The organism is Pseudodesulfovibrio sp. JC047 (assembly GCF_010468615.1).
Classification (GTDB): domain Bacteria; phylum Desulfobacterota; class Desulfovibrionia; order Desulfovibrionales; family Desulfovibrionaceae; genus Pseudodesulfovibrio.
The window spans coordinates 153,428-174,745 of the sequence record NZ_WUEH01000005.1; the positions used below are offsets into that span (position 1 = coordinate 153,428).

A 21,318-nucleotide genomic window follows, 5' to 3' on the forward strand; every position below is an offset into this window, starting at 1 on the left:
AATCATTTTGATCGTTGCTATGTCTCTATCTATGCGATATGTGAAAATGTATAAAATGATGCGTTTGAATCTTCATATATACGAAAACTGAGAGTTGGTGCTGCAAATGCCTTGGAGTAATGATCATGTACAGTGGCTTAAAGATACTGGAGAGCGGTTGGCAACTGCGGATGGTAAGGATGTTGAAGTGTGGGAGTTTTGTCATCAGGACGATGATGAAATGCTTACAAGATGGGCGAAACACTTTAGAAATCATTACTGTTTAGATTCTGAAATTGACTTTTATTGCCGGGGTATTGGATGCACACGAACTGAATATTTAGATGACATCAAATTCCCAGATCCCAAAGCGGCACCAGGGCCGAGTATCCGATCTGGTGACTTTAGTGAGGTGTTGGTAGCTGACTTCCTCGAATACATACTTGGATTTTGGGTTCCTAGGACCCGATATGGCGATAAGACCGTTCGTAATGAATCTACGAAGGGCACAGATCTTATTGGATTCTATTTTGAAAAAGATGGAGAGCATAGTCTGAATGATAGGCTCGCTCTTTTTGAGGTTAAGGCTCAATATTCTGGGAAAAAAGCAGATGAACGGCTTCAAGATGCCGTTGATGGGTCTATAAAGGACATAGCAAGGAAAGCAGAGTCGTTGAATGCCATCAAACAAAGGCTTTTTACCAAAAAAGACATTGATGGCGCAATAAAAATTGAGCGATTCCAGAACCAAGCAGATAACCCGTATCAAGATTTTTATGGAGCTGTTGCTCTTTTTGAAAATGCGGTCTTTGATAAGGAGACCATCTCTACAACTGATTCGTCTTCACATCCACACTTAGCAAACCTTAAGCTTGTGGTTATTCGAGGAGAAGACATGATGAAGCTTGTGCATGCGTTGTATAGGAGGGCTGCAGATGAGGCCTGAAAATAGCTCTAATCGTCTTCTCGGGGTAACTCAGTCTAAGGCGAAGATGATAGAGTACAATGTGCCCGAGGAAGACCAACAGATTAATCTGGCTGTACACCCTTCAATGTTATTTCCTTTGTCGATAGGTCTACTTGGTGACTTGGCTGCAAGTATTAATGAAGAGAGACCTGGCGAACTTGTCTCGGAAGTGAGAGAGCATCTTATATTTTCAGCAAAATTTTTTGATGCCTATATGCAGTCAAATATGCATGGAGAGTTAAAAGATTATCTGGTTCTTCTTGGCTCAGCTTCATATTATCTTTGTGACTTGCCTGGTAGTTCCTCCGTTCTTGGGGGAATGCTGCCAGTTGAGATTGATTTGGGGTGTGAAGGGATAGAATACGCTCTTCAGTGGATTCTGAAGAGCGGCTACATGCAGAATCCTATTGAGATTGGAGGTGTATACGCTTCATCAATTAATGCGATTTCGATGCTTCTTGTCCAATATTTCAAAGAAGGGCTGGGGGGAGAGCCTCTGGTTGCATCTTGTGCTGAACTGAGAATGGCAGCTTACACTTCAGGGACAGCTAGGGAATTATTATTAGCTGACATATTATCTGCTTTAGTTCGCAAAAAAATTCAGAATTCAACTTGGAACTCTCTCCCAGAATACTCCGGTATGCCAAAGGACGTGTGGAGTCCAGTTCTTCAAAAAGACACATTCATTAAAGAACTATGGCCAGCACAACACCTGTTAGGAGAGCAAGGTGTATTTAGGGGCGAATCTGCCATTGTTCAAATGCCAACAAGTGCCGGAAAAACTAAAGCGACCGAATTGGTTATTCGAAGTGCGTTTTTATCAGGAAGGACTAATCTCGCCGTGATTGTCGCTCCATTTAGAGCGTTGTGTCATGAGATTAAGAATAGCTTAGTTGCTGCATTTAAAGGTGAGGCAATTAAGGCCGATGAACTTTCTGACGTAATACAGGCTGATTTTGATATTGATGAGTTGGTAGAGCAGCATCAAGTGGTTATTGTTACGCCTGAGAAGCTTGTTTATGTCCTGAGACATTCGCCAGAACTCGCAGATTTTATAGGCCTCATTGTTTTTGATGAAGGTCATCAATTCGATAATGGTAAACGAGGCATTACCTATGAACTGCTGCTGACTTCCCTGCGTGCCATGTTGCTTGAGCATACCCAGCAAGTTCTTATATCCGCAGTGATTAGTAATGCGGCATCTGTTGGAGAATGGCTTAACGGCCATCAAAAAGTTGTGGAAGGAAGTTACCTTAATCCCACTCACCGTTCTATAGGTTTTGCTAGTTGGTTAGATCGCTTAGGCCAAATCAGATATGTGGATGAAAAAAATGCTGATCAGGAACTTGTTTTTGTTCCTAGAATAATTGAAAAAATAGAACTGGCCAAAAGAGGTATGGAAAGAGTTCCACGGTATTTTCCAGTAGAGTCCGATGGTAAATCTATTGCCTTATACCTCGCCTTAAAGCTGGTACGCAACGGAAGCATCGCAATCTTTTGTGGTCAAAAAACAACTGCATCAAGTCTTTGTGATATGGCGGTTGATGTTATTGGGCGTGAAGTTCCTATGGCTTTACCCCTGCAATTTTCCGATCATAATGAAGTCGCTCGATTGTTTTCATTACATGTTGAAAATTTAGGGAATGCTGCCTCTGCGACCCAAAGTGCGGCGCATGGCATTTTCTCCCATCATGGCAATACTCCCCAAGGGATTCGCTTGGCTGTTGAGTATGCTATGAGCAATGATTTAATTAGATTTGTCGTCTGTACTTCAACTTTGGCACAAGGGGTCAACCTGCCAATCAAATATCTTATTATGACCAATTTTTATCAAGCTGGTGAGCGTATCAAGGTGCGAGATTTCCACAATTTGATAGGTCGTGCCGGGCGTTCAGGTATGCATACTGAAGGGAGCATCCTGTTTGCTGATCCTAAAATTTACGACAGACGAAGAGCTTTTAGAGAAAGCTGGAGGTGGCAACAGGTTAAAGAGCTTCTAGACCCATCCAATTCAGAGCCCTGTATTAGTAACCTATTGTCAGTTTTTGAGCCGATTAAAAGTGATGATGAAAAAACTACATTAGTTATGAATGCCCTCGATTTTGCTACTCTTTACGTAAATTCTCCAGAGCAGATTCCAGACTTTACTAAAAGTGTGGCAGATATGCATGGAGACAAGGGATTCTCTGTAGAAGGGGTTCGTGCGCAGATATCTTGGAGAATTGGCTTGATCTCTGCTCTTGAGAGCTTTCTTTTGTCTCATTGGGAGGAGTATGGAGACGATGGTGTCTCTGGTTTGGCAGAAGAAACATTAGCATACTACTTAGCTGATGCTGATAAGAAGGAACATATACGGTCTTTGTTTAGGCTGCTCTCTGGTAATATCGCGAAGACAATTGAAGATGACAAGCGAAAGAAAATGTATGGTAAGGTGTTATACGGCATTAGAGACGCAGCAAAAATAGAGCGTTGGGTTGAAGAGAATATTGATGAAATACAATCAATTGAAAATCATATCCAGTTTATGGAGTTGATTTGGCCTCTTTTAATAGAGCATGTTTCAAATAAAATGTTCCATAAATTCGATGATAAAAACGTCTTGTTTTGGCTCGCTGTTCAATGGATGGAAGGGAAATCCTATGGTGGGTTGTTGGCTACAGCTGATGTCAATAATGCTAGGATAATATGGGGCCAGCAACGTAGAGTTGTTACAATTAACCACATTGTTGAAGTGTGCGAGCATGCATTTTCATACGATGGTGCGTTGCTTTTGGGAGCGATTGCTGAATTCGTCGAGTTGTTTGATTTGGATGATGCTGATTACGAGGTTGAAAAACTTAAAACATATCAAAAGAGGTTTAAATATGGTCTTCCGTCAGCTTGTGCTGTTTCCTACTACGAATTGGGATTTGCAGATCGGGTCATAGCTCAAACTCTATCGGATACAATTCAACCGGCTACATGTTACAAAGCGAGCTTGATCAGTAAATTGAAGGAAAACCGAGAGTTTTCTTTTGAGACTATTGCCCCGTATCCAGAGTATTATAGGCAGCAAATGATTGATATTATTTCTTAGTCATTCTGTTGGGCCTAAAATATTTGGCATCTTGCCATGTGTACAGTAAAGCTTATTGGAGCGTTAACCTCTATCTCCTGCCACACTCGCTAAAGCTGCTTTTAGGACTTGAAAGCAAACTTTTGCAGTGTGCTCATCTGGAAAAAATCCGGACATCATTTGTTGATATGGATGGATATAATTTCGAAAATCCCGCAAGCCATGCCCAAATTTTTTAATATCTGGCTCAATAACTCCAACTGCACACGAAACGTCAATTAAGCTTGCTAAGCTCCATTCATTGAATCGTTTTACTTTGTCTTCTTGGGTTTTAGGACTCGCAGGGCATGAGTTGTAAAGCGCTGGTTCATTATTGGCTTTTCCTAACAAAACAGCTTCAAGGACACTCCCGCATAGAAAAATGACCGATAGGTGCGCACCTGCTTTAAGGGCAGTTCTTGCTTCATCAAGGCGCATTTCAATAATTGCGACCAAGGATCTTTCAATAGGTAATTTACTAAGGTTAGGAATTTCAAATTCTTTGTCGAGGAAGGATGTTTTAGTGTCTGCGTTTTCTTTTTGATATACTCCTTTCAGTCGCGAGACTATTTGTTTTGATTTATCTAACACCTGAGTGTCTGGTTTTGTCCCATTCAAAACACAGCTTGCTTCATATGATTCAAGCATCTCGTCTAGGATTTGACCTACAAGAGTGTCGTTTTCTTGCTCCCAAAAAGAGCGCATTTTTTTCGCTTTTGAAGTCCCTATTGTTTGGTACTTTGGAGAGTGAATGGCGATGTTGTGCCTTTTAAAGAATGCCCCAAAGGATGAGTCCGTGTAATCTAAAACAAAACCTGTCTGCATCCCAAGTATGTTTTCAAGGTAACGTTTGTCGACATCTGTAAGACTACTCACGATAGCTTCTCCCCGATTATCAGAATAAGTGATTTATTTTAATGAGTATCGTTCTTTATCGGTCAGAATTATTTTTTAAATCTATATAAGCTTGTTCACGAGATGAATGACATGGATAGGTAAAAGAATCCACCCAAACCTATGTTGGCGATAGGGATACAACGGGGGCGCGTGTTAGCAATAGGTTAGCAAGAACAAAAAAGGGTTTATGACGATTTGTCATAAACCCTTGATTTATCTGGTCGGGATGAGAGGATTTGAACCTCCGATCTCTGCGTCCCGAACGCAGCGCTCTACCAGACTGAGCCACATCCCGCTGTCGAGAAAGGGATTTAGCCCCTCACAAATAAAAAGGCAAGATAAAATTTCAAGTTTTTTCAAGTTGTGGACAAAGGCCATAAACCCGCCTAAGATTGGAGATTGAATGACAAAATGATTTCCGTACAGTGATAGAGCCAGATACTGCGGAATCACTGCCGGATATTGGCCGGTAGGAAAGATGGTAAGGAGTGGGATACGTGATTAAAGTTCTCGTTGTTGATGATTCCGCTTTCATGCGGAAGGCCATCAGCACCATGCTCGACAAAGATCCGGGTATCAGCGTGATCGGTGTGGCGCGTAATGGCCAGGAAGGCCTTGAAATGGTGCGTGAACTCAATCCTGATGTGGTTACCATGGACATCGAAATGCCGAAAATGGACGGGTTGACCTCCCTCAGGCATATCATGATGGAATCACCGCGCCCCGTTCTCATGGTCAGTTCCCTGACCACCGAAGGAGCCGAGGCGACGCTGAAAGCCATGGAGCTTGGTGCAGTTGATTTTATTCCGAAGCAGCTTTCTAAAGTCTCTCTCGATATTATCAAGATTGAAAAAGACCTCATTGAGCGGGTCAAGACTGTGGCCCTGCGCAAAATGCGTCATGTGGTTCGACCTACCGCTCGAAAAAAGAAAGCACCTTCTCTTGTACGACCTCGGATTGGGGGGCGTCCTGTTCGCGATGTCGTCGCAATCGGGGTGTCTACCGGTGGACCGCCTGTCGTTCAGAAAATTTTATCCTCTTTTCCCGCTGATTTTCCAGCTGGGATTTTGATCGCTCAACATATGCCTGCGGCTTTTACGGGGCCATTTGCCGAACGTTTGAACGGTGTCAGCAAAATAACCGTCAAGGAAGCGCAGAATGGCGATGTCTTTCGTCCTGGACATGCCTATGTGGCCCCGGGAGGGCGGCATGTTGTTCTGGATCAGAAAGTCAGCCGAATTGACGTGGTGGTGACCGATCGACCCCGTGACGCTTTGTACAAGCCTTCAGCCAACGTACTGATCAGTTCCGTGGCCGAGGCCGTTGGCAAGCGAGGGCTTGGTGTTCTCTTGACCGGTATGGGGAATGATGGATGTGAAGGGATTCGGGACCTCAAGGAACGGGGAGGGCGTGCCTTGGCGCAGAGTGATTCAACCTGTGTCGTCTACGGGATGCCGAAATCCATTGTTGATGAGCAGTTGGCGGACGAGATCGTTGATCTGGATGATATGGCCGAGGCCATTATGGCAAATTTGTATAAATAGAATCGTGTGAGTGACGCTTACTGTCTGTATGGGGGACTGGAATCATGGTGGAATGCTCTGAATATATTGTGCTTTTAGGAAGTGACAACAAGGAAGTTGTTCGGGAAAGTGCGTTCAAGGCAGGCGAAAATAATTGTGTCGAAGCCGTGCCTAAATTGGCAGAATTACTTCAGACACATCATTTGGGTATTCAGGAAGCCGTTGACAGCTCTTTGCGCAAGATCGGTGGAAAGGATGTCGTGTTGGCTGTCATTCCTTTGCTGCGTTCCGATGAAGCCCCGGTTCGTAATTTGGCCATGGATATCCTGCGAGAAGTCGGTCATCAAGACATCGGGTCTCTTGTTGATCTGATCGATGATGCGGATGCGGATATTAGAATTTTCATTTCGGATATTCTGGGATCGACCAAAAGTCCTTTGGCGGTGCCTCCTTTGTGCGACGCTTTGCTGAAAGACCCGGAAGTCAATGTCCGGTATCAGGCTGCCGTGAGTCTTGGAGAGTTGGGCATGGACGAAGCCATTCCCAGTTTGAACAAGGCCATCGGCGATGAGGAGTGGGTTCAGTATTCGGTGATCGAGGCCTTGACGAAGATCGGGCACGCCAGTTCTGTGGACGCTCTGGTCAAGGCGTTGGATACCGCTTCAGATCTGGTGGCCTCCATGATTATCGATGCTCTCGGTGAATTGGGCAATGTCAAGGCGGTGACCATGTTGCTCAGGCGGATGAGCGATTCTCCAACCGCCTTGCGGAACAAGATCGTCAAGGCCGTGGTCAAGATCCTTGGTGGAAAATCCCTGACTCTCTTGAGTTCTGATGAACGCGAACGGTTCCGCCGATACTTGTTGGTGGCCTTGCGGGACGAAGATGTGGAAATTCAGGACGCTGCCATTCAGGGGTTGGCCTATGTTGGAGGCGAAGAGGCATCCAGAGGTATTCTTCAGATTGCCGGAGCCTTGGATCAGGATCGGGATCAGGACCGATTGCAATCCATTATCGCTTTCCTGGCTGAGATAGGGATGACCGAAGCCCTCAAGGAGGGGGTGCTCGGAGATGATCCCGGCGTGGCAAAAGTCGCTGTGCAGGTCTTGTCGCAAATCGCGCCGAGCGAGTGTGTGGCACAGAATGATGTGTGTGGTGTGCTGATGGATGCGTTTTGGAAAGTCGCTCTTCCGTTGCAACGGCAGATTGTCAGCGCCATTGCCCAGCGGGGACGTCCCCAGACCAAGGATTTTTTCATTCGAGTTTTGGCTGACCACACGGACGGAACCGTTTTGAAAAGTGCCGTTTATCTTTTGGGTGAAAAACTTCAATTGGCTGAAGTTACCGAAAATATTTTCCCGTTATTGCATCATCAGTACGATGATGTGAAGGAAGCGGCTTTGGATGCCTGTATAGCCATTGGCACTCAGGACGTGCAGAAACGGTTTCAAAAAATGTTTGTCAGTGACAATGCGGTGGAGCGGCTTATGGCCGCGTATGCCTTGGGCAAGTTTGAGTCCGAGGATAATCTCGCGATTCTCCAGCGAGCGGTGGAGGATGAGGAGTCGGATGTCCGTCGGGTCGCTATCGAAGGATTGGCTTCTTTTACGGAATTCAGGGACGCATGGCTGCCTCTGGTCTTGCAACGGTTGAATGATGAAAGCAAGGATGTGCGCCTGACAGTCGTCGAGACGTTGGGGCAGAATTACGATGGGGAAACCTTGCCACATCTTATTGATACATTGGATGATGAAGACGATTGGGTCAAAATTCGGGCCATGGACGCTTTGGGTGAGCATGGCGCGCAGGAGGCAGTGCCTCTCATGATCGATATGTTGCAGGATTCCAATCGATTCGTGGTGATGAAGGCCGTGGAAGCCTTGGGGAACATCGGCGGACCGAAGGCCTTTGCCGCATTATTGCAGGTGACCAATAGCGATGAATATGAATTGGTGAGTGCTGCCGAGGAAGCCATTCTCCGGATTCAGGAAGCGCAGGAGTAAGGGGGGGCATGTCGTCTTTATTTTCCAAGACTATATCGCTTGGCAAGACTCTCAAGATTACTGACCAGGAATTTCTTCATCTGCGAGATTACATCTATGCGGAATGTGGAATATTTGTGGCTGATAACCGGAAATATCTGATTGAAAACAGATTGGGAAATCGGCTGAAGAAGTTGAATCTCAAAAATTTTGATGAATATTACAATCTACTTCGGTTTGATGCCTGTCGGGCCGCTGAAATCAAAAAGCTTTTTGAAGTTATTACCACAAATGAAACCAGCTTTTATCGGAACCCACCGCAACTTACGGTGTTTCAGAAAGAAATATTGAGCGAGGTGGTGGGGAGGTGTCGGCGAAATGGGAAGAAATTGCGTATCTGGTCGGCAGGGTGTTCCACTGGAGAGGAACCGTATACCATTTCCTTGATCGCGCATGAGTTGCTCAAAAGTGAGATTGGGGCCTGGGATATCCGAATTACGGCAAATGACCTTTCAGAGCGGGTGTTGGAGTCTGCCCGACGCGGTGTGTACAATGATTATACGCTCAGAACGACTCCGCCGGAGATTCTTTCCCGGTATTTCGACAGGGATGAGGGGCTGAACAAGATCAAGCCCGAAGTCAAACGACTCGTCAGTTTCAGCCAGATCAATCTCAAGGATCGGATGCAATTGAAGCGGGTTGAGCGATCGCAGATTATTTTTTGCCGAAATGTCATCATCTATTTTGACGATGCCATGAAGAAACATGTTATCAACGCATTCTATGACAATTTGCTCCCGGGCGGGTACTTGATTATCGGGCATTCCGAATCGTTGCACACTATTGCGCGCGCATTCAAGCCCATTCATTATCCCGGAGCGATCATTTACAAGAAGGAAGAATAAAATGATTCTGTCACTATATGGAATTGATTATTGGGAAAAGGCCATGCTATTCAGGGGGAGTCATGTCTAAACATATTCTGATAGTGGACGATTCAAAGACTGTACGGAATCTTGTTGCATTCATTATGAAAAAAGAAGGCTTCAAGGTGACGACAGCGGAAGATGGTTTGGATGGCCTTGAAAAGCTCTATAGCTTGACAGAGGTCGACCTTATTGTTTCGGATGTCAATATGCCACGTATGGATGGATTGACGTTTATCAAAACAGTGAGAGAACAGGCGGCATATCGGGATATTCCTATCGTGGTGCTTTCAACAGAAGGACAGGATCGCGATGTGGAGACCGGGTTGATCGTTGGGGCGAACCTGTACATGATTAAACCTGCACAGCCTGAAAAACTTGTAAGAAATGTCAAGATGCTGCTGGGGTAGGGCTTTTTTGCTAACGGCTTTGTGATGAAAACACAGCCAAGACGGCAGTGACGGTTTCGTTGGTACGGGTGCAACGGGACGGTGTTGCCAGAGGTATTTCGATGAGCCAGGACTTTCTTGATCCAGAAATCTTGTTCGATTTTTTTGCTGAAGCAAAAGAACACTTGGAAACCATCGAGCCAAATCTGTTGGAGCTGGAAAAAAGCCCTGACAATCTCGGTTTGCTCAATGAGATTTTCAGACCCATGCATTCGCTCAAGGGAGCGTCAGGGTTTCTTGGCCTGAACAAGATCAACGGTTTGGCGCACAAGGCGGAGAACATCCTTGATGAACTCCGTCAAGGATCAATGCAAGTGACCACTGGGATCATGGATTTGATTCTGTCGGCCACAGATGCCTTGCGAACCATGGTGGATAATCTGGAAACCAATGGTGTCGAAGGGGACGTGGATACGGCTCCCATCATCGCTCAAATCGAAGCGGCATTGGTCGGGAAAATCCCGGAGGGTGTCCCGACGGCTGAGCCGGAGACCGCCCCTGCTCAGGATGATGCCGGGGTGATCGAATCTGAACGTGTGGCGGAGGACGCTGTTTCAATGGTTGCTGAAGAACTTTTTGATCCCCAACCGGATCCTGATTTTGATACGACGCCATATGCTTTGACAACTGTCGGAGAAGGTCATTTGGCTGATTTTCTCGAAGAAGCGAACGAGATTGTGGAAAATCTCAATCGGTGCCTGCTGTCCTTGGAGGGCGAGCCGGATGGCCGAGATGAATTGATCAACGATACGTTCAGGTATTTTCACAATTTGAAAGGAAACAGCGGGATCATTGGTTTCAAGGAATTGAATTCCTTGACCCATGAAGCAGAGACGCTGTTGAACAAGGTTCGCAAGGGGGAAATCGAATCCAGTCAGGGGTTGATTGATCTTTTGTTGGCGAGTGTTGATCTCATTGAAGCGTTGGTTGGCAAGGTGAATGTCGAAACCAACAAGGTCGAACCGCTCGATACCAGCGTGATGGTGCAGGTGCTGCAAAAGGTAACGGAAGATGGTGATGCTTCCGCCGTGCTCGGATTGTTTCCCGGGTCCAAGGCGGCTTCGAGTGCCGAGACTTCGGCTCCGGCAAAAGAGCCGGATTCTTCTGCATTGAAAGAAGCTGTTTCCGCGTCAGAAGAGACATCGGTGTCGGCTGGCGAGTATGATCCGGAAGATGTTGCGCTATTCGTTCAGACGATCAATCAACAGCTGGAATCAGCCGTTGTCGCTCTTTCTCTGCTCAGAAAAGATGCCGGGCAGACCGATATCGTGGATGGATTGTTCAGGACGTTTCAGACGATTCAGAATTCCACCGGATATATGGGGTTGGATGAAATCAAGGAATACTCTTCCCGAACGGTCGGTCTGATCGATCAGGGACGGAAGACGGACATGGATTTTACCTTGATGTTGGATATCCTCGATCAGGAATTTGCGATTCTCAAGGATATGATTTTGAAGGCCTTGGAGGAACTGACTGGAAGTCCGGTCGAGGACCCGACGAAAAAAATGAACAAGCGGAAGGTTGGTTCATCGAAGAAACCCTCTCAAAAAGCGCAGCCAAGGGCTGATTCGGCATCTTCTTCGGTGTCGGCTCCTGTTGCAAAGGCACCGGAAAAGCCTGCGCCTTCTGTCCCCAAGCCCACGCCAGTGGCTTCGCCTGAGCCGATTGCAACACCTGTTGCCACGACTCCTGTCAAGGCGGGCGGGAAAAAACGCGTGGTGAATCCTTCTCCTGTCAGACCCAAGGCTTCAAGTACGATTCGTGTGGATCATCATAAGCTCGACCATTTGATGAATGTTATTGGTGAATTGATTATCAATAGAAATAGATATGCCATGCTGGCTCGTGCCCTGGAGGAAGGGCAGGAAGAAGTACACGTGGTGGCCCAGCAGTTGACAGAAACAACGTATGCCATGGCTCGTATTTCGGATGATCTTCAGGATACCATCATGAAAGTTCGTATGGTGCCTGTACAGACCGTCTTTTCCCGTTTCCCGCGTCTGGTTCGTGACTTGAGCCGCAAGTCGGGCAAGCAGGTCGAACTCATCATGGAAGGCGAAGAGACTGAATTCGATAAATCCGTGGTCGAGGAAATTGGTGATCCGTTGGTTCATTTGGTCCGAAATGCTGTGGATCACGGTCTTGAAGATGAGGCCGAGCGAGTGCGTTTGGGCAAAAAGCCCAAGGGGCATGTCTGGTTGCGTGCATACCACAAGGGCAATTCCGTTGCCATTGAAGTGGAAGATGACGGGCGGGGCATGGACCCGGAAAAGCTCAAGGCTGTGGCGATTCGCAAGGGAATTTTGACCCCGGAAGAAGCCAATGTCATGGATGATCGAGAGACGCTGGACCTGATTTTCGCTCCGGGATTTTCTTCTGCCGAAAAGGTGACGGATATTTCTGGCCGGGGTGTCGGTATGGATGTGGTCAAGACCAACATCAAGAATCTCAAGGGCAGCGTCCACACCAAGTCTGAAGTCGGGAAGGGAACCAAATTGACGCTGACGTTGCCGCTGACTCTGGCTATTATCGACGCCCTGATGGTTCAGGTTGCGGGCGATACGTTTGCTATTCCACTTGATGCGGTTTCCGAAACAACGAAGATCGAAGTGGAAAAACTGTCTGACGTCAACAATCGGAAGGCTGTCACTCTGCGGGGTGAGGTTTTGGGATTGGTGGAACTGGCCGAATTGCTCGGCCTGCCGCAATCCATGGACGACAGGGATGTTTTGCCCATGGTAGTGATTCAGGATAATGATCGTCGGCTTGGATTGGTTGTTGATAGGCTCTTGGAGCGACAGGAAATAGTTATCAAGCCCTTGGGGCAGTATCTTAACAATTTCAATTTGCAAGGGCTGTCTGGTGCCACGATTATGGGTGACGGGTCTGTTGTACTTATTTTGGACCCTCATGAAATATACAGCATTTCGACACAGCTCGGACGAAAGCAGGAAACCCTGACTGTTGCGGGCGCGTTACCAAATTCCAAGTAGTCTTTAGAAACTGAATGAAAAAGCCGGAAAGCATATGCTTTCCGGCTTTTTTTTGTCAGATTTGGTCCGGCCTCTAGAGCATGGTGAACAGATTGATGGTGGTCATGATGTTCAAGGTATGCAACAGCCAGAAGATGAGTAGGGCCACGAAAGTTAGTCCTTTGAGCCTGAGTGGTGATGCGCTGCGGGCAATAAGAATCCACAGGAGCATACAGACAACGCCCAGAGCAATGACGCCGCCCCAGGCAAAAACCAGTGGCGTGCCCAGAACCAACGTCTTGTAGGACGGCGGCAGGACGGCATACAGCCAGCCTTGACATGCCAGAAAACCGATCATCGGCAGTGTGGCCCACCGTGCAGCGAGTTTCAGAGAAAAGTTGTAATAGTCTCGGCCGAAGTCGTCCTTGTTGCGTCTCAGTACGAGGTAGGCTGCGCTCAGTGCTGCGGCCGCAGACATCGTCAGCAGGGCATACATGGTGGACATGGGCAAAATCATGCCGGCGGCAGCAGCCACGGCTGTTTCCGACGGTGTGCCATGAGACAGAGTCCAAGCTATTTTGGCAGGAATGGCCAGTGCGACACAGGTCAGAGCCGCAAGGGATGCGACCATTCCCAATGTCATGTGCAGTCCTTTGTTCGTGCGCATTTTTTTCCACGTCGTGAAATAGATGAGGCTCACAAACGCGAAGACGCCAAAGGCCACAAATGTGTCCAAAAGAGGGGAATTTAGCGAGAACAGGGCGTGGATGTATTGCGGGAACTTGGTTAGGGCCACGGCATAGGCCGCACCATCGACAATCAGAAGAAGGATGAGGAGTACCAACCCCATGGCACCGATCTGTTGGCCGTATTTGTCGAAAAAGACCCGTTTTTTGGTTTTTGCGGATATCTCACCGAGAATGGCGATCGCGGGGCTGCCTATGGCACCCATGCCGAGCAGGCTGAAAAATGCCGGGGCCAGCAGGAATGCGACCATAGTCAAGGTTTCTTGTGTATTCATGATTGATTGGAACTCCGATTTTCTGTGCATTGCCCACCATCTGTGTGCGCGTCTTTTTTTGCCTGAAAAACGTCTGTCATGCAAGGTTTGCATAGAGCCTCTCCTGAGAGAGGTTTTTTATCGATCCCTTGCAAAAAGGGCGAGTATCACTTAATTTCCTAAAGGATGTTTAATCGTGAGAATGCGGAGAAATCAATAATGGTCCAATTGAAGCTTGTTTCACTTCTTCTTGTGACGCTTTTGTTTGTCGGGTGTACGACCACCGGGAAAAATGCGGTCACGGCTTCGGCAAGTACGGAATGGCGTATCAAAAGTCTTGAAGAAGGATTTCTGAATCTTCGGGAACAGCAACGGACGATGGCGAACGAAACTGCCGTGGCAAATGCTGCAATTGAACAACAATTGGCTGATCTTGAATCAGAGATTGCGGCCCTTCGAGCGATAACTCCTCCGGTTTCATCTTCGGTAAAATCCAAGGAGCCAGTCGCGGAGGAAGCGTGGGCGACGGATTTGAAGCCCGAGGACGAAGGGTGGGTTGATGGTCAGAAATCGACAGACAAATCCGCTGTCCAGAATGATGACGAACAGCCTTGGGCCACGGTTCCACAAGCTCCTGTGATTGTCCCGGAACCCAAAGTCGTGTCCCGCCCTGTGGCCAAAGCCGCTCCCAAAGCCGCTCCCAAGCCAGTTCCTTCGGTCACAAAAAAAGCATCAGGTCCCAAGTCGTTGTATGCTCTGGGATTGTCACAGTACAATGCCGAGCAGTTTGACGCGTCTCGGGCGACATTCGATCAATTCCTTCAGAAATATCCGAACAATACGTTGGCTGCGAACGCCTTGTATTGGAAAGGCGAGACGTATTATTCTCAAAAGTCCTATGCCCAAGCCATTTTGACCTTCAAGGAAGTCACCGGACGTTTTTCAAAGCATCTCAAATCAGCCTCCGCGCTTTTGAAGATCGGGATGTCGTATGAAAACGTCGGAGATACCGAAAATGCGGTTTTTTATCTCCGTGCCCTGGTGGAGGATTTTCCCAAAAGTGATGCTGCCACTCTTGGCCGAAAGGCATTGAATCGTTTGGGAGGATAGTGACTGCGTTGCATCGGGCGGTGACTGGGGAGAGTGATTGTTGAGTGTCGTATCAAGGGACCTGTTTGAATGGACCTGCGCAAAGAATATTTCGCCTGTTTGGCATTGAAACACACGCCCCGCCTTGGTCCCAAGGTGTGGCGTGAATTGTTTGTCCATTATGACAGTGCATTCGAAGCGGTTCAGGATGCCGCCTCATGGCCTCTTTACGCCTTGGCAACACCTGCGGTGTCCCGGAATTGTGTCCAAGAGGTCTGGCGAGAAAAGGCCGAGGATGAATACAGGAAGGCCACTCGGGCAAAAATGGAGGTGGTCACCTGGTTTGATCCCCGGTTTCCCCATGCCTTGAAACACCTTTCTGACCCTCCTGCCATTTTGTATGTTTCGGGTGATGTTTCGCTTTTCGAGAATCCTGGTGTTGCAGTCGTCGGCGCGCGAGAGTGTTCTCGCCTCGGGTTGGAAACCGCTGGCCGCATCAGTGCGCAGTTGTCAAAAATTGGTATCACGGTTGTTTCCGGCCTTGCCTTGGGCATCGATCGGCAGGCGCATCTCGGAGGCCTCAAAGGGATTGGGAGTTCCATCGCCGTGCTTGGATGTGGGTTGGACATCGAGTATCCCGTGGATAATGGTGATGTTAGACGACAGCTCGACAAACAGGGGTTGGTGGTCACGGAATTCGGTCCAGGCGTGCGGCCGCGTGGTCAGCATTTCCCTGTTCGCAATCGACTCATCAGTGGCCTTTCGTTGGGGGTATTAGTGGCAGAGGCCGCCCATAACAGTGGAAGTTTGATTACCGCGCGTTTGGCTGGCGAGCAGGGTAAGGATGTTTTTGCCGTACCCGGACCGATTGGGCAGCCGACTTTTACCGGCTGTCATCGTCTGATTAAACAGGGAGCGGCATTGGTAGAGTCCGCCTCTGATATTGTGGAAATTTTGCGGTATGATTTTGTTCGAGAACTGGCTTTGATTCCTGACCCGCCTTCTGAAACGACTGAAGAAGGGGTTGACGTCAAACAGGCGAAGGTCAGGAAAAAATCGCATTCCAAGAAAAAGGAGCCCACAGCTAGGGCCTCTTCTTCTGTGGCGCGTAAGCGGCGTTCGTCCGTGGACAGGGAGGCGATGAACCTGACGGAAGAAGAGTCGAGTGTGTTGGCATTGATGGATTCTACTGACAAGATTCATATTGATGCGCTTGGACGAAAACTCGATCTTGATTCTGCTTCGATCAGCCGACTTTTGTTGATGTTGGAAATGCGGGGGGCTGTCCAGCAGTTGCCGGGTATGTGGTATGTCGTTCGAGAATCCTGATTGTCTAAAACGGATGAGAATCGTGGCGTATGGCCAGTGGGAGCGTCGTGGATTATCGAATGTCATTGGGGGGGGGCGAGTGATTCCCTTTGACAAAATTGGACAGAGTGGGCACTGAATGCGAAGTGTTGTTTCTTTTACGAAATACTGTGCTCTGAATCGGAAAATGTATGCAGAAAATACCACTTAGTCTCGCTACTCCCGGCATGAAGTTGGCCAAACCAGTGCTCAAGGACGGTGGGATGACCATCATGGCTGAAGGAATGGAGCTGACCAGCAGTCTCATTGCTCGTTTGGACTCCATGGATGTTGAGCGCATCACGGTGCAGGGGACCCCGGTGGAGATGGGGGGAGCAGGAGCCGGAACTCGGTGGGCCGAGCGTTTGGAGCGGTTGGATATTTTGTTCAGACAGTATGCCAACGACACTTGGATGACCCGCGTCAAAGGACGTATGGGACAGTATTTTCAGCTGAAGGCTGCGGCTCAGGAAGCCAGGATGCGGGCGGTTGAGTCTTCCGTTGACGATGAACATGAGAATGGAGAAAATAGGCCGAGCGTATGAGTGACGATCTGAAAACCCGTTTTCGTGGTGAAATTCTTCAGGTCAAGGATTTGCCGACCTTGCCGCATGTGTTGAACAAAGTGACCTCGCTCGTGGAAGATCCTGACGCCTCCACTGAGTCGATTGCCAAGGTTATTTCAACAGATCAAGTTTTGTCGGCCAAGGTTCTGAAAATGGTCAATTCGCCGATTTACGGATTCCCCGGGCGGATCAGTTCCATACAGCACGCTTTGGTGTTGCTCGGATTCAATGTCGTGCGGGGTATCATCATTTCCACGTCGGTTTTCGATATGATGGAGCAGTCCATGAAAGGGTTGTGGGAACACAGTCTGGGCTGTGCGACAGCCTGTACGCTCATTGCCCGTCGAGCCGGGTTTGAAGATCCGGAAGAGTACGCGGTGGCGGGGCTCCTGCATGATCTCGGCAAGGTCGTGACTGCGGTTCAACTCCCTGATGTCCATGCTTCAATTCTCAAGACCGTGCAGGCCCGACAATTCTCGTATTTTCAGGCAGAGAAGGAAGTCCTTGGGTTCGGTCATGACCGTATCAATGCGTGGCTTGCTCGCCATTGGGGATTGCCTCCCAATATTCGGGAGTCAATGAGTCGGCACCACGCTCCGCAATTGGCGGAATTTTACAAGCCCATGTGCTGCGTCGTTCATTTGGGAGATTTCCTGATTCGTCTTTTGGAATTTGGCAATTCGGGAGACGATCAAACTGCGTATTTGCGTCCCGAGGCGCTTATAGAACTCAAGTTCAAGATGTCTGATCTTGATAGGATCATGGATGAGCTGTCGGATCAGCTTGTTGAAGTCTCCGATCTCTCTTTATAATTTTAAAAATTTTTGCGAGGTCCGCTGCATGAAGCAGCCACTTGAACAGTCTCTTTTCCAACGAAAACAGCACGGATTTTTACTGACTCCCGACCCAGCCTTAATTCAGCTTGTTCAGCGTTTGTGGTCTCCTGATGTCCTAGAATTCACGATTTTCAAGCACGGCGGTCAAGCTATTGAACATTTGTTTAATGCCCCTCCTGATGTGTTGGTCGTGGATACACGTCTTTCGGATATCTCTGGTCCGGAGGTGACCTCCTTGGTCAAGAGTGAAAACGTCTACCGTCAATTGCCCGTCGTCATGTGTTTGGATTCATTGGATGATGAGCAGGAATGGGATTGGAATGCCGTTGAGGTTGATGATTTTCTTGTCAGGCCATTCAATCCTGCGGAGGTTCGGCACCGCCTCAATTTGACCCTGTGTCGGGCCATGCGCGCATTTGATGCGAATCCTTTGTCCAAGTTGCCAGGTAATTCCTCGATTCTCCAACGGATTCAGGAGCTGATCGAGCAAGGGGATGATTTCGCCCTGGTCTATTGTGATCTCGATTATTTTAAATCCTACAACGATGCGTATGGATTTTCCCGGGGCGATGAAATTTTGATGATGACGGCTCGGTTGATTGTGAATACCATCCGGAGTTATCGTGACCCGCAGACGTTTGTGGGGCATGTCGGTGGCGATGATTTCGTTTTCATCATGTCTCCGGAGAAGGTCGAAGGCGCGTGTGAGCGGATTCTTGCGGCGTTTGACGACATCGTGCCCCATTTCTACGACTCTGCGGATCGACGACGGGGAAACATTACGTCGGTTGATCGAGAAGGGAATACCAGAGTTTTTCCGTTGATGGCTCTTTCCCTTGCCGTTGTTATCAATCGGAACGGACGGATTCGGCATTATGGCGAAGTGTCATCGATTGCCATGGAATTGAAAAAAAAGGCCAAGAAAAATCCGAAGAGTTGTTATGTCATCGACCAACGAAAAACGTCATCAGCACGGTGAACTCGTGCAGGGATTTCTCGCCTTTTTGGAGGTTGAGAAGGGCTACTCTTCTGCGACTCTTCGGTCGTATGGAACGGATTTGGACCAGTTCCAGCAATTTCTTCGAGGCAAAAAACGGACCTTGGAAATCCCGGAACGGATTACTCGGGATCATGTGCGAGGGTTTCTGGCCGAGCTGCATCGGCGGGAGCTTTCAAAGACGTCGATGGGGCGCAAGTTGTCCAGTTTGCGGGCATATTTCAAATTTCTCATGCGGCACAAGCAGATCGGAAAAGATCCTATGGCTGGTATCCGCAATCCCAAGCAGGAGCAGCGGCATCCACAGTTGTTGAATGTCGATCAGGCCGTGGCCATGATGGAAGTAGCGGTGGAACCTGACCCGGAAGGGCTGCGGGATATTGCGCTTGCAGAGGTTTTGTATGGGTCTGGGCTTCGAATCAGTGAAGCCATCGGATTGGACATGAACGACGTGGATTCAGATGTGATCCGGGTGGTGGGCAAGGGAAACAAAGAGCGAATCGTGCCTCTGTCTGATGCCGCGATACAGCGAATTCGTCGGTACATGGAGCAGCGGCACGCCTTTCTCAAGGATGACTACTCCGAACAGGCACTTTTTTTGAGTGTGCGGGCCGGAAAGCGGCTGGACCGGCGGCAGGCCAATCGGATTATTGCCAAGCTTGCCAAATTGGCCGGACTGCCCAAGGACGTGCATCCGCACATGTTGCGACACAGTTTTGCCACGCATTTGCTTGAAGCCGGGGCAGATTTGCGCAGTGTGCAGGAGTTGTTGGGGCATGAAAATTTGACCACGACACAGCGGTACACCCATCTGGACATGCAGCATATCATGCAGGTATACGATGCAGCGCATCCACGAGCGGGTGTGAATGGAATTAAGAAAAAAAACAACGATACGGAGTAGATAATGGACAATCCCATGGTGCTTCTGGAAACCCCTGAAGGGGAGATCCTGATTGAACTTTTCCCGGACAAGGCCCCAAAGACCGTTGCCAATTTTTTGCAATATGTTGACGATGAGTTTTACGATGGCACCCTGTTTCACCGTGTTATCAAAGGCTTCATGGTTCAGACTGGCGGATTGACCTTTTCCATGGAGGAAAAGGAAACCCGTGCTCCTCTTGAAAATGAGGCGACTAATGGACTGAAAAATGTGGCCGGTTCCGTGGCGATGGGCCGGTTGCCCGAGCCGCACAGTGCCACCAGCCAGTTTTATATCAATGTGGCTGACAATCCGGATTTGGACCATACGGGCGAAGAGGATGAGAATTTTGGCTATTGCGTTTTTGGCGAAGTGATTGATGGCATGGATGTCGCTATCAAGATCAGCAAGGCGAAAACGAAGAGCTATCAAGGTTTTGATGACGTTCCGGTCGATCCGGTCTCTGTCATATCCGCCCGACGGTTTGAGTAAGTTCTGTTGAGAATGAAAAAGGCGAGATCCGAGGATCTCGCCTTTTTTTGTGAGTAAGTGATGGTGTTTAAGAGCGAATTTTCTTTTCCGCTTCTTGAAGTATTTTGCTCGCGTCCTGATACTTCTTTTCCGCTTCTTCCTTGAGACCGTTCATGAGTTCTTTCACGGTGACAATCTTGTCAACGAGGTAGGCATTGGCACCGGCAAAAGCAAAACCGTTTTTGAGTTTGCCCCTGTATGCGTTGACCAGAGCCTGCGCAATGCAGTAGGGCGAGTTCTCTTCGGCACAGGAATGCAGGCACTTGTATACGCATTTTTTGGGCTTTTTGATGCCGCTTGAAACCGCGTCGAGGAAGCTGTTTTTCAAGGCGCGTCCCGGCATCCCGACAGGGCTTTTGATGATGGTGATATCTTCTTTTTTGGCATTGATGTAGGCCTGTTTGAAAGCATCGTCGGCATCGCATTCTTCGGTGGCGACAAAACGGGTGCCCATCTGGACCCCGGAAGCTCCCATTTCCAGGAATTTGGCGATATCGCCGCCGGTATACACACCGCCAGCCGCTATAACCGGGATGTCTTTGTTGTGTGATTCCTTGTACGGATTGACCACGTCCATGACATCGGTGACGATATTTTCGAGTTGGTAATCGGGATCGTCGATCTGTTCGGCCTTGAAACCGAGATGGCCACCCGCCTTGGGACCTTCAACGACAAAGCCGTCGGGAAGGTAGTCAAAGCGTTTCAGCCATTTGCGGCACAGGATTGATGCGGCTCGGCCAGAAGAGACAATGGGGACAAGCTTGGTCCGCATGTCGTCCTTCATTTCATCGGACATCTCGCGAAGATAGCTCGGAAGGTCAAGGGGCAGTCCTGCACCGGATATGATGACATCCACTTTTTCGCGGAGAGATGTGCGTACCATGTCGCCGTAGTTGGTCAGGGCACACATGATGTTCACACCGAGCAGGCCGTCCGTCATTTTGGAACGAGCTTTTCTGATTTCATCAATGAGTCCACGATGATCTGCGCCAACTGGATCGGTGGCGCGTCTGGGATCACGCATACCGATCATGGATGTTGCGATAACACCGACGCCGCCTTCGTTGGCCACGGCACTTGCCAGGCCGGAAAGGGATATGCCGACGCCCATGCCACCCTGAATGATGGGAAGCTTGGCCGTCAGGTCACCGAAAGAAAGATTCGGAAGTTTCATTGGTTTTACCTCATATTTTTCTGAAGATACGTTCGTGTGCTTGATAATGCAATTCAAGTCAAGA

17 protein-coding genes and 1 tRNA gene are annotated in these 21,318 nt (G+C 48.5%); 14 read left to right on the plus strand and 4 right to left on the minus strand.

Annotated features, from left to right (window positions below):
* Positions 1–106: 106 nt before the first annotated feature.
* Both GO013_RS04935 and GO013_RS04940 read left to right on the plus strand, forming a co-directional pair.
* On the plus strand, positions 107–925 hold the full coding sequence (locus GO013_RS04935) for a Hachiman antiphage defense system protein HamA (protein ID WP_163808974.1): 819 nt from the start codon (positions 107–109) through the stop codon (positions 923–925).
* Positions 915–4,022, plus strand: a complete 3,108-nt coding sequence (locus tag GO013_RS04940; protein WP_163808941.1) for a DEAD/DEAH box helicase — start codon at positions 915–917, stop codon at positions 4,020–4,022. Before GO013_RS04935 ends, GO013_RS04940 begins: the two co-directional genes overlap by 11 nt.
* Positions 4,023–4,085: 63 nt before the next feature.
* Here the strand turns inward: GO013_RS04940 and GO013_RS04945 are convergent, their stop codons facing one another.
* Complete coding sequence (locus GO013_RS04945) at positions 4,086–4,916, minus strand: hypothetical protein (protein ID WP_163808942.1); 831 nt, start codon at positions 4,914–4,916, stop codon at positions 4,086–4,088.
* A gap of 239 nt (positions 4,917–5,155) precedes the next feature.
* Positions 5,156–5,232, minus strand: a tRNA-Pro gene (locus GO013_RS04950).
* Positions 5,233–5,434: 202 nt separating this feature from the next.
* Here GO013_RS04950 and GO013_RS04955 point away from each other — a divergent pair.
* The 5 genes from GO013_RS04955 to GO013_RS04975 all read left to right on the plus strand — a co-directional run bounded on the left by GO013_RS04955 (position 5,435) and on the right by GO013_RS04975 (position 12,813).
* Entirely contained in the window at positions 5,435–6,481 is a 1,047-nt protein-coding gene (locus GO013_RS04955; RefSeq protein ID WP_163808943.1) for a chemotaxis response regulator protein-glutamate methylesterase, read from the plus strand.
* 44 nt (positions 6,482–6,525) lie between these two features.
* The gene (locus tag GO013_RS04960; RefSeq protein WP_163808944.1) at positions 6,526–8,463 is read left to right on the plus strand and encodes a HEAT repeat domain-containing protein; all 1,938 of its coding nucleotides are present in this window, start codon (positions 6,526–6,528) and stop codon (positions 8,461–8,463) included.
* Positions 8,464–8,471: 8 nt separating this feature from the next.
* Entirely contained in the window at positions 8,472–9,347 is an 876-nt protein-coding gene (locus GO013_RS04965) for a protein-glutamate O-methyltransferase CheR (RefSeq protein ID WP_163808945.1), read from the plus strand.
* A 62-nt stretch (positions 9,348–9,409) separates the two neighbouring features.
* The gene (locus tag GO013_RS04970) at positions 9,410–9,778 is read left to right on the plus strand and encodes a response regulator (protein ID WP_163808946.1); all 369 of its coding nucleotides are present in this window, start codon (positions 9,410–9,412) and stop codon (positions 9,776–9,778) included.
* Positions 9,779–9,879: 101 nt separating this feature from the next.
* Complete coding sequence (locus GO013_RS04975; RefSeq protein WP_163808947.1) at positions 9,880–12,813, plus strand: chemotaxis protein CheA; 2,934 nt, start codon at positions 9,880–9,882, stop codon at positions 12,811–12,813.
* Between the two features lie 73 nt (positions 12,814–12,886).
* On the opposite strand, the gene GO013_RS04980 is transcribed toward GO013_RS04975, so the two are convergent.
* On the minus strand, positions 12,887–13,813 hold the full coding sequence (locus tag GO013_RS04980; RefSeq protein ID WP_163808948.1) for a hypothetical protein: 927 nt from the start codon (positions 13,811–13,813) through the stop codon (positions 12,887–12,889).
* Positions 13,814–14,011: 198 nt separating this feature from the next.
* Between GO013_RS04980 and ybgF the strand changes: the two genes are divergently transcribed.
* From ybgF to GO013_RS05015, 7 genes are all read left to right on the plus strand, one after another.
* Positions 14,012–14,902: a tol-pal system protein YbgF gene (ybgF, locus tag GO013_RS04985; RefSeq protein ID WP_163808949.1), complete on the plus strand. Its 891-nt coding sequence runs from the start codon at positions 14,012–14,014 to the stop codon at positions 14,900–14,902.
* 69 nt (positions 14,903–14,971) lie between these two features.
* Positions 14,972–16,210, plus strand: a complete 1,239-nt coding sequence (dprA, locus tag GO013_RS04990) for a DNA-processing protein DprA (RefSeq protein WP_163808950.1) — start codon at positions 14,972–14,974, stop codon at positions 16,208–16,210.
* A 170-nt stretch (positions 16,211–16,380) separates the two neighbouring features.
* Positions 16,381–16,773, plus strand: a complete 393-nt coding sequence (locus tag GO013_RS04995; RefSeq protein WP_163808951.1) for a hypothetical protein — start codon at positions 16,381–16,383, stop codon at positions 16,771–16,773.
* Positions 16,770–17,606, plus strand: a complete 837-nt coding sequence (locus GO013_RS05000) for an HDOD domain-containing protein (protein ID WP_163808952.1) — start codon at positions 16,770–16,772, stop codon at positions 17,604–17,606. The genes GO013_RS04995 and GO013_RS05000 overlap by 4 nt, the downstream gene beginning before the upstream one ends.
* A gap of 28 nt (positions 17,607–17,634) precedes the next feature.
* Complete coding sequence (locus GO013_RS05005; RefSeq protein ID WP_163808953.1) at positions 17,635–18,609, plus strand: diguanylate cyclase; 975 nt, start codon at positions 17,635–17,637, stop codon at positions 18,607–18,609.
* Positions 18,572–19,531 carry a tyrosine recombinase XerC gene (gene xerC, locus GO013_RS05010; protein WP_163808954.1) on the plus strand — a complete coding sequence of 320 codons (960 nt, stop codon included), beginning with the start codon at positions 18,572–18,574 and terminating at the stop codon, positions 19,529–19,531. The genes GO013_RS05005 and xerC overlap by 38 nt, the downstream gene beginning before the upstream one ends.
* A 3-nt stretch (positions 19,532–19,534) precedes the next feature.
* Positions 19,535–20,041, plus strand: a complete 507-nt coding sequence (locus GO013_RS05015) for a peptidylprolyl isomerase (RefSeq protein WP_163808955.1) — start codon at positions 19,535–19,537, stop codon at positions 20,039–20,041.
* A 67-nt stretch (positions 20,042–20,108) separates the two neighbouring features.
* On the opposite strand, the gene GO013_RS05020 is transcribed toward GO013_RS05015, so the two are convergent.
* Complete coding sequence (locus tag GO013_RS05020; protein WP_163808956.1) at positions 20,109–21,254, minus strand: nitronate monooxygenase family protein; 1,146 nt, start codon at positions 21,252–21,254, stop codon at positions 20,109–20,111.
* Positions 21,255–21,318: the final 64 nt, after the last annotated feature.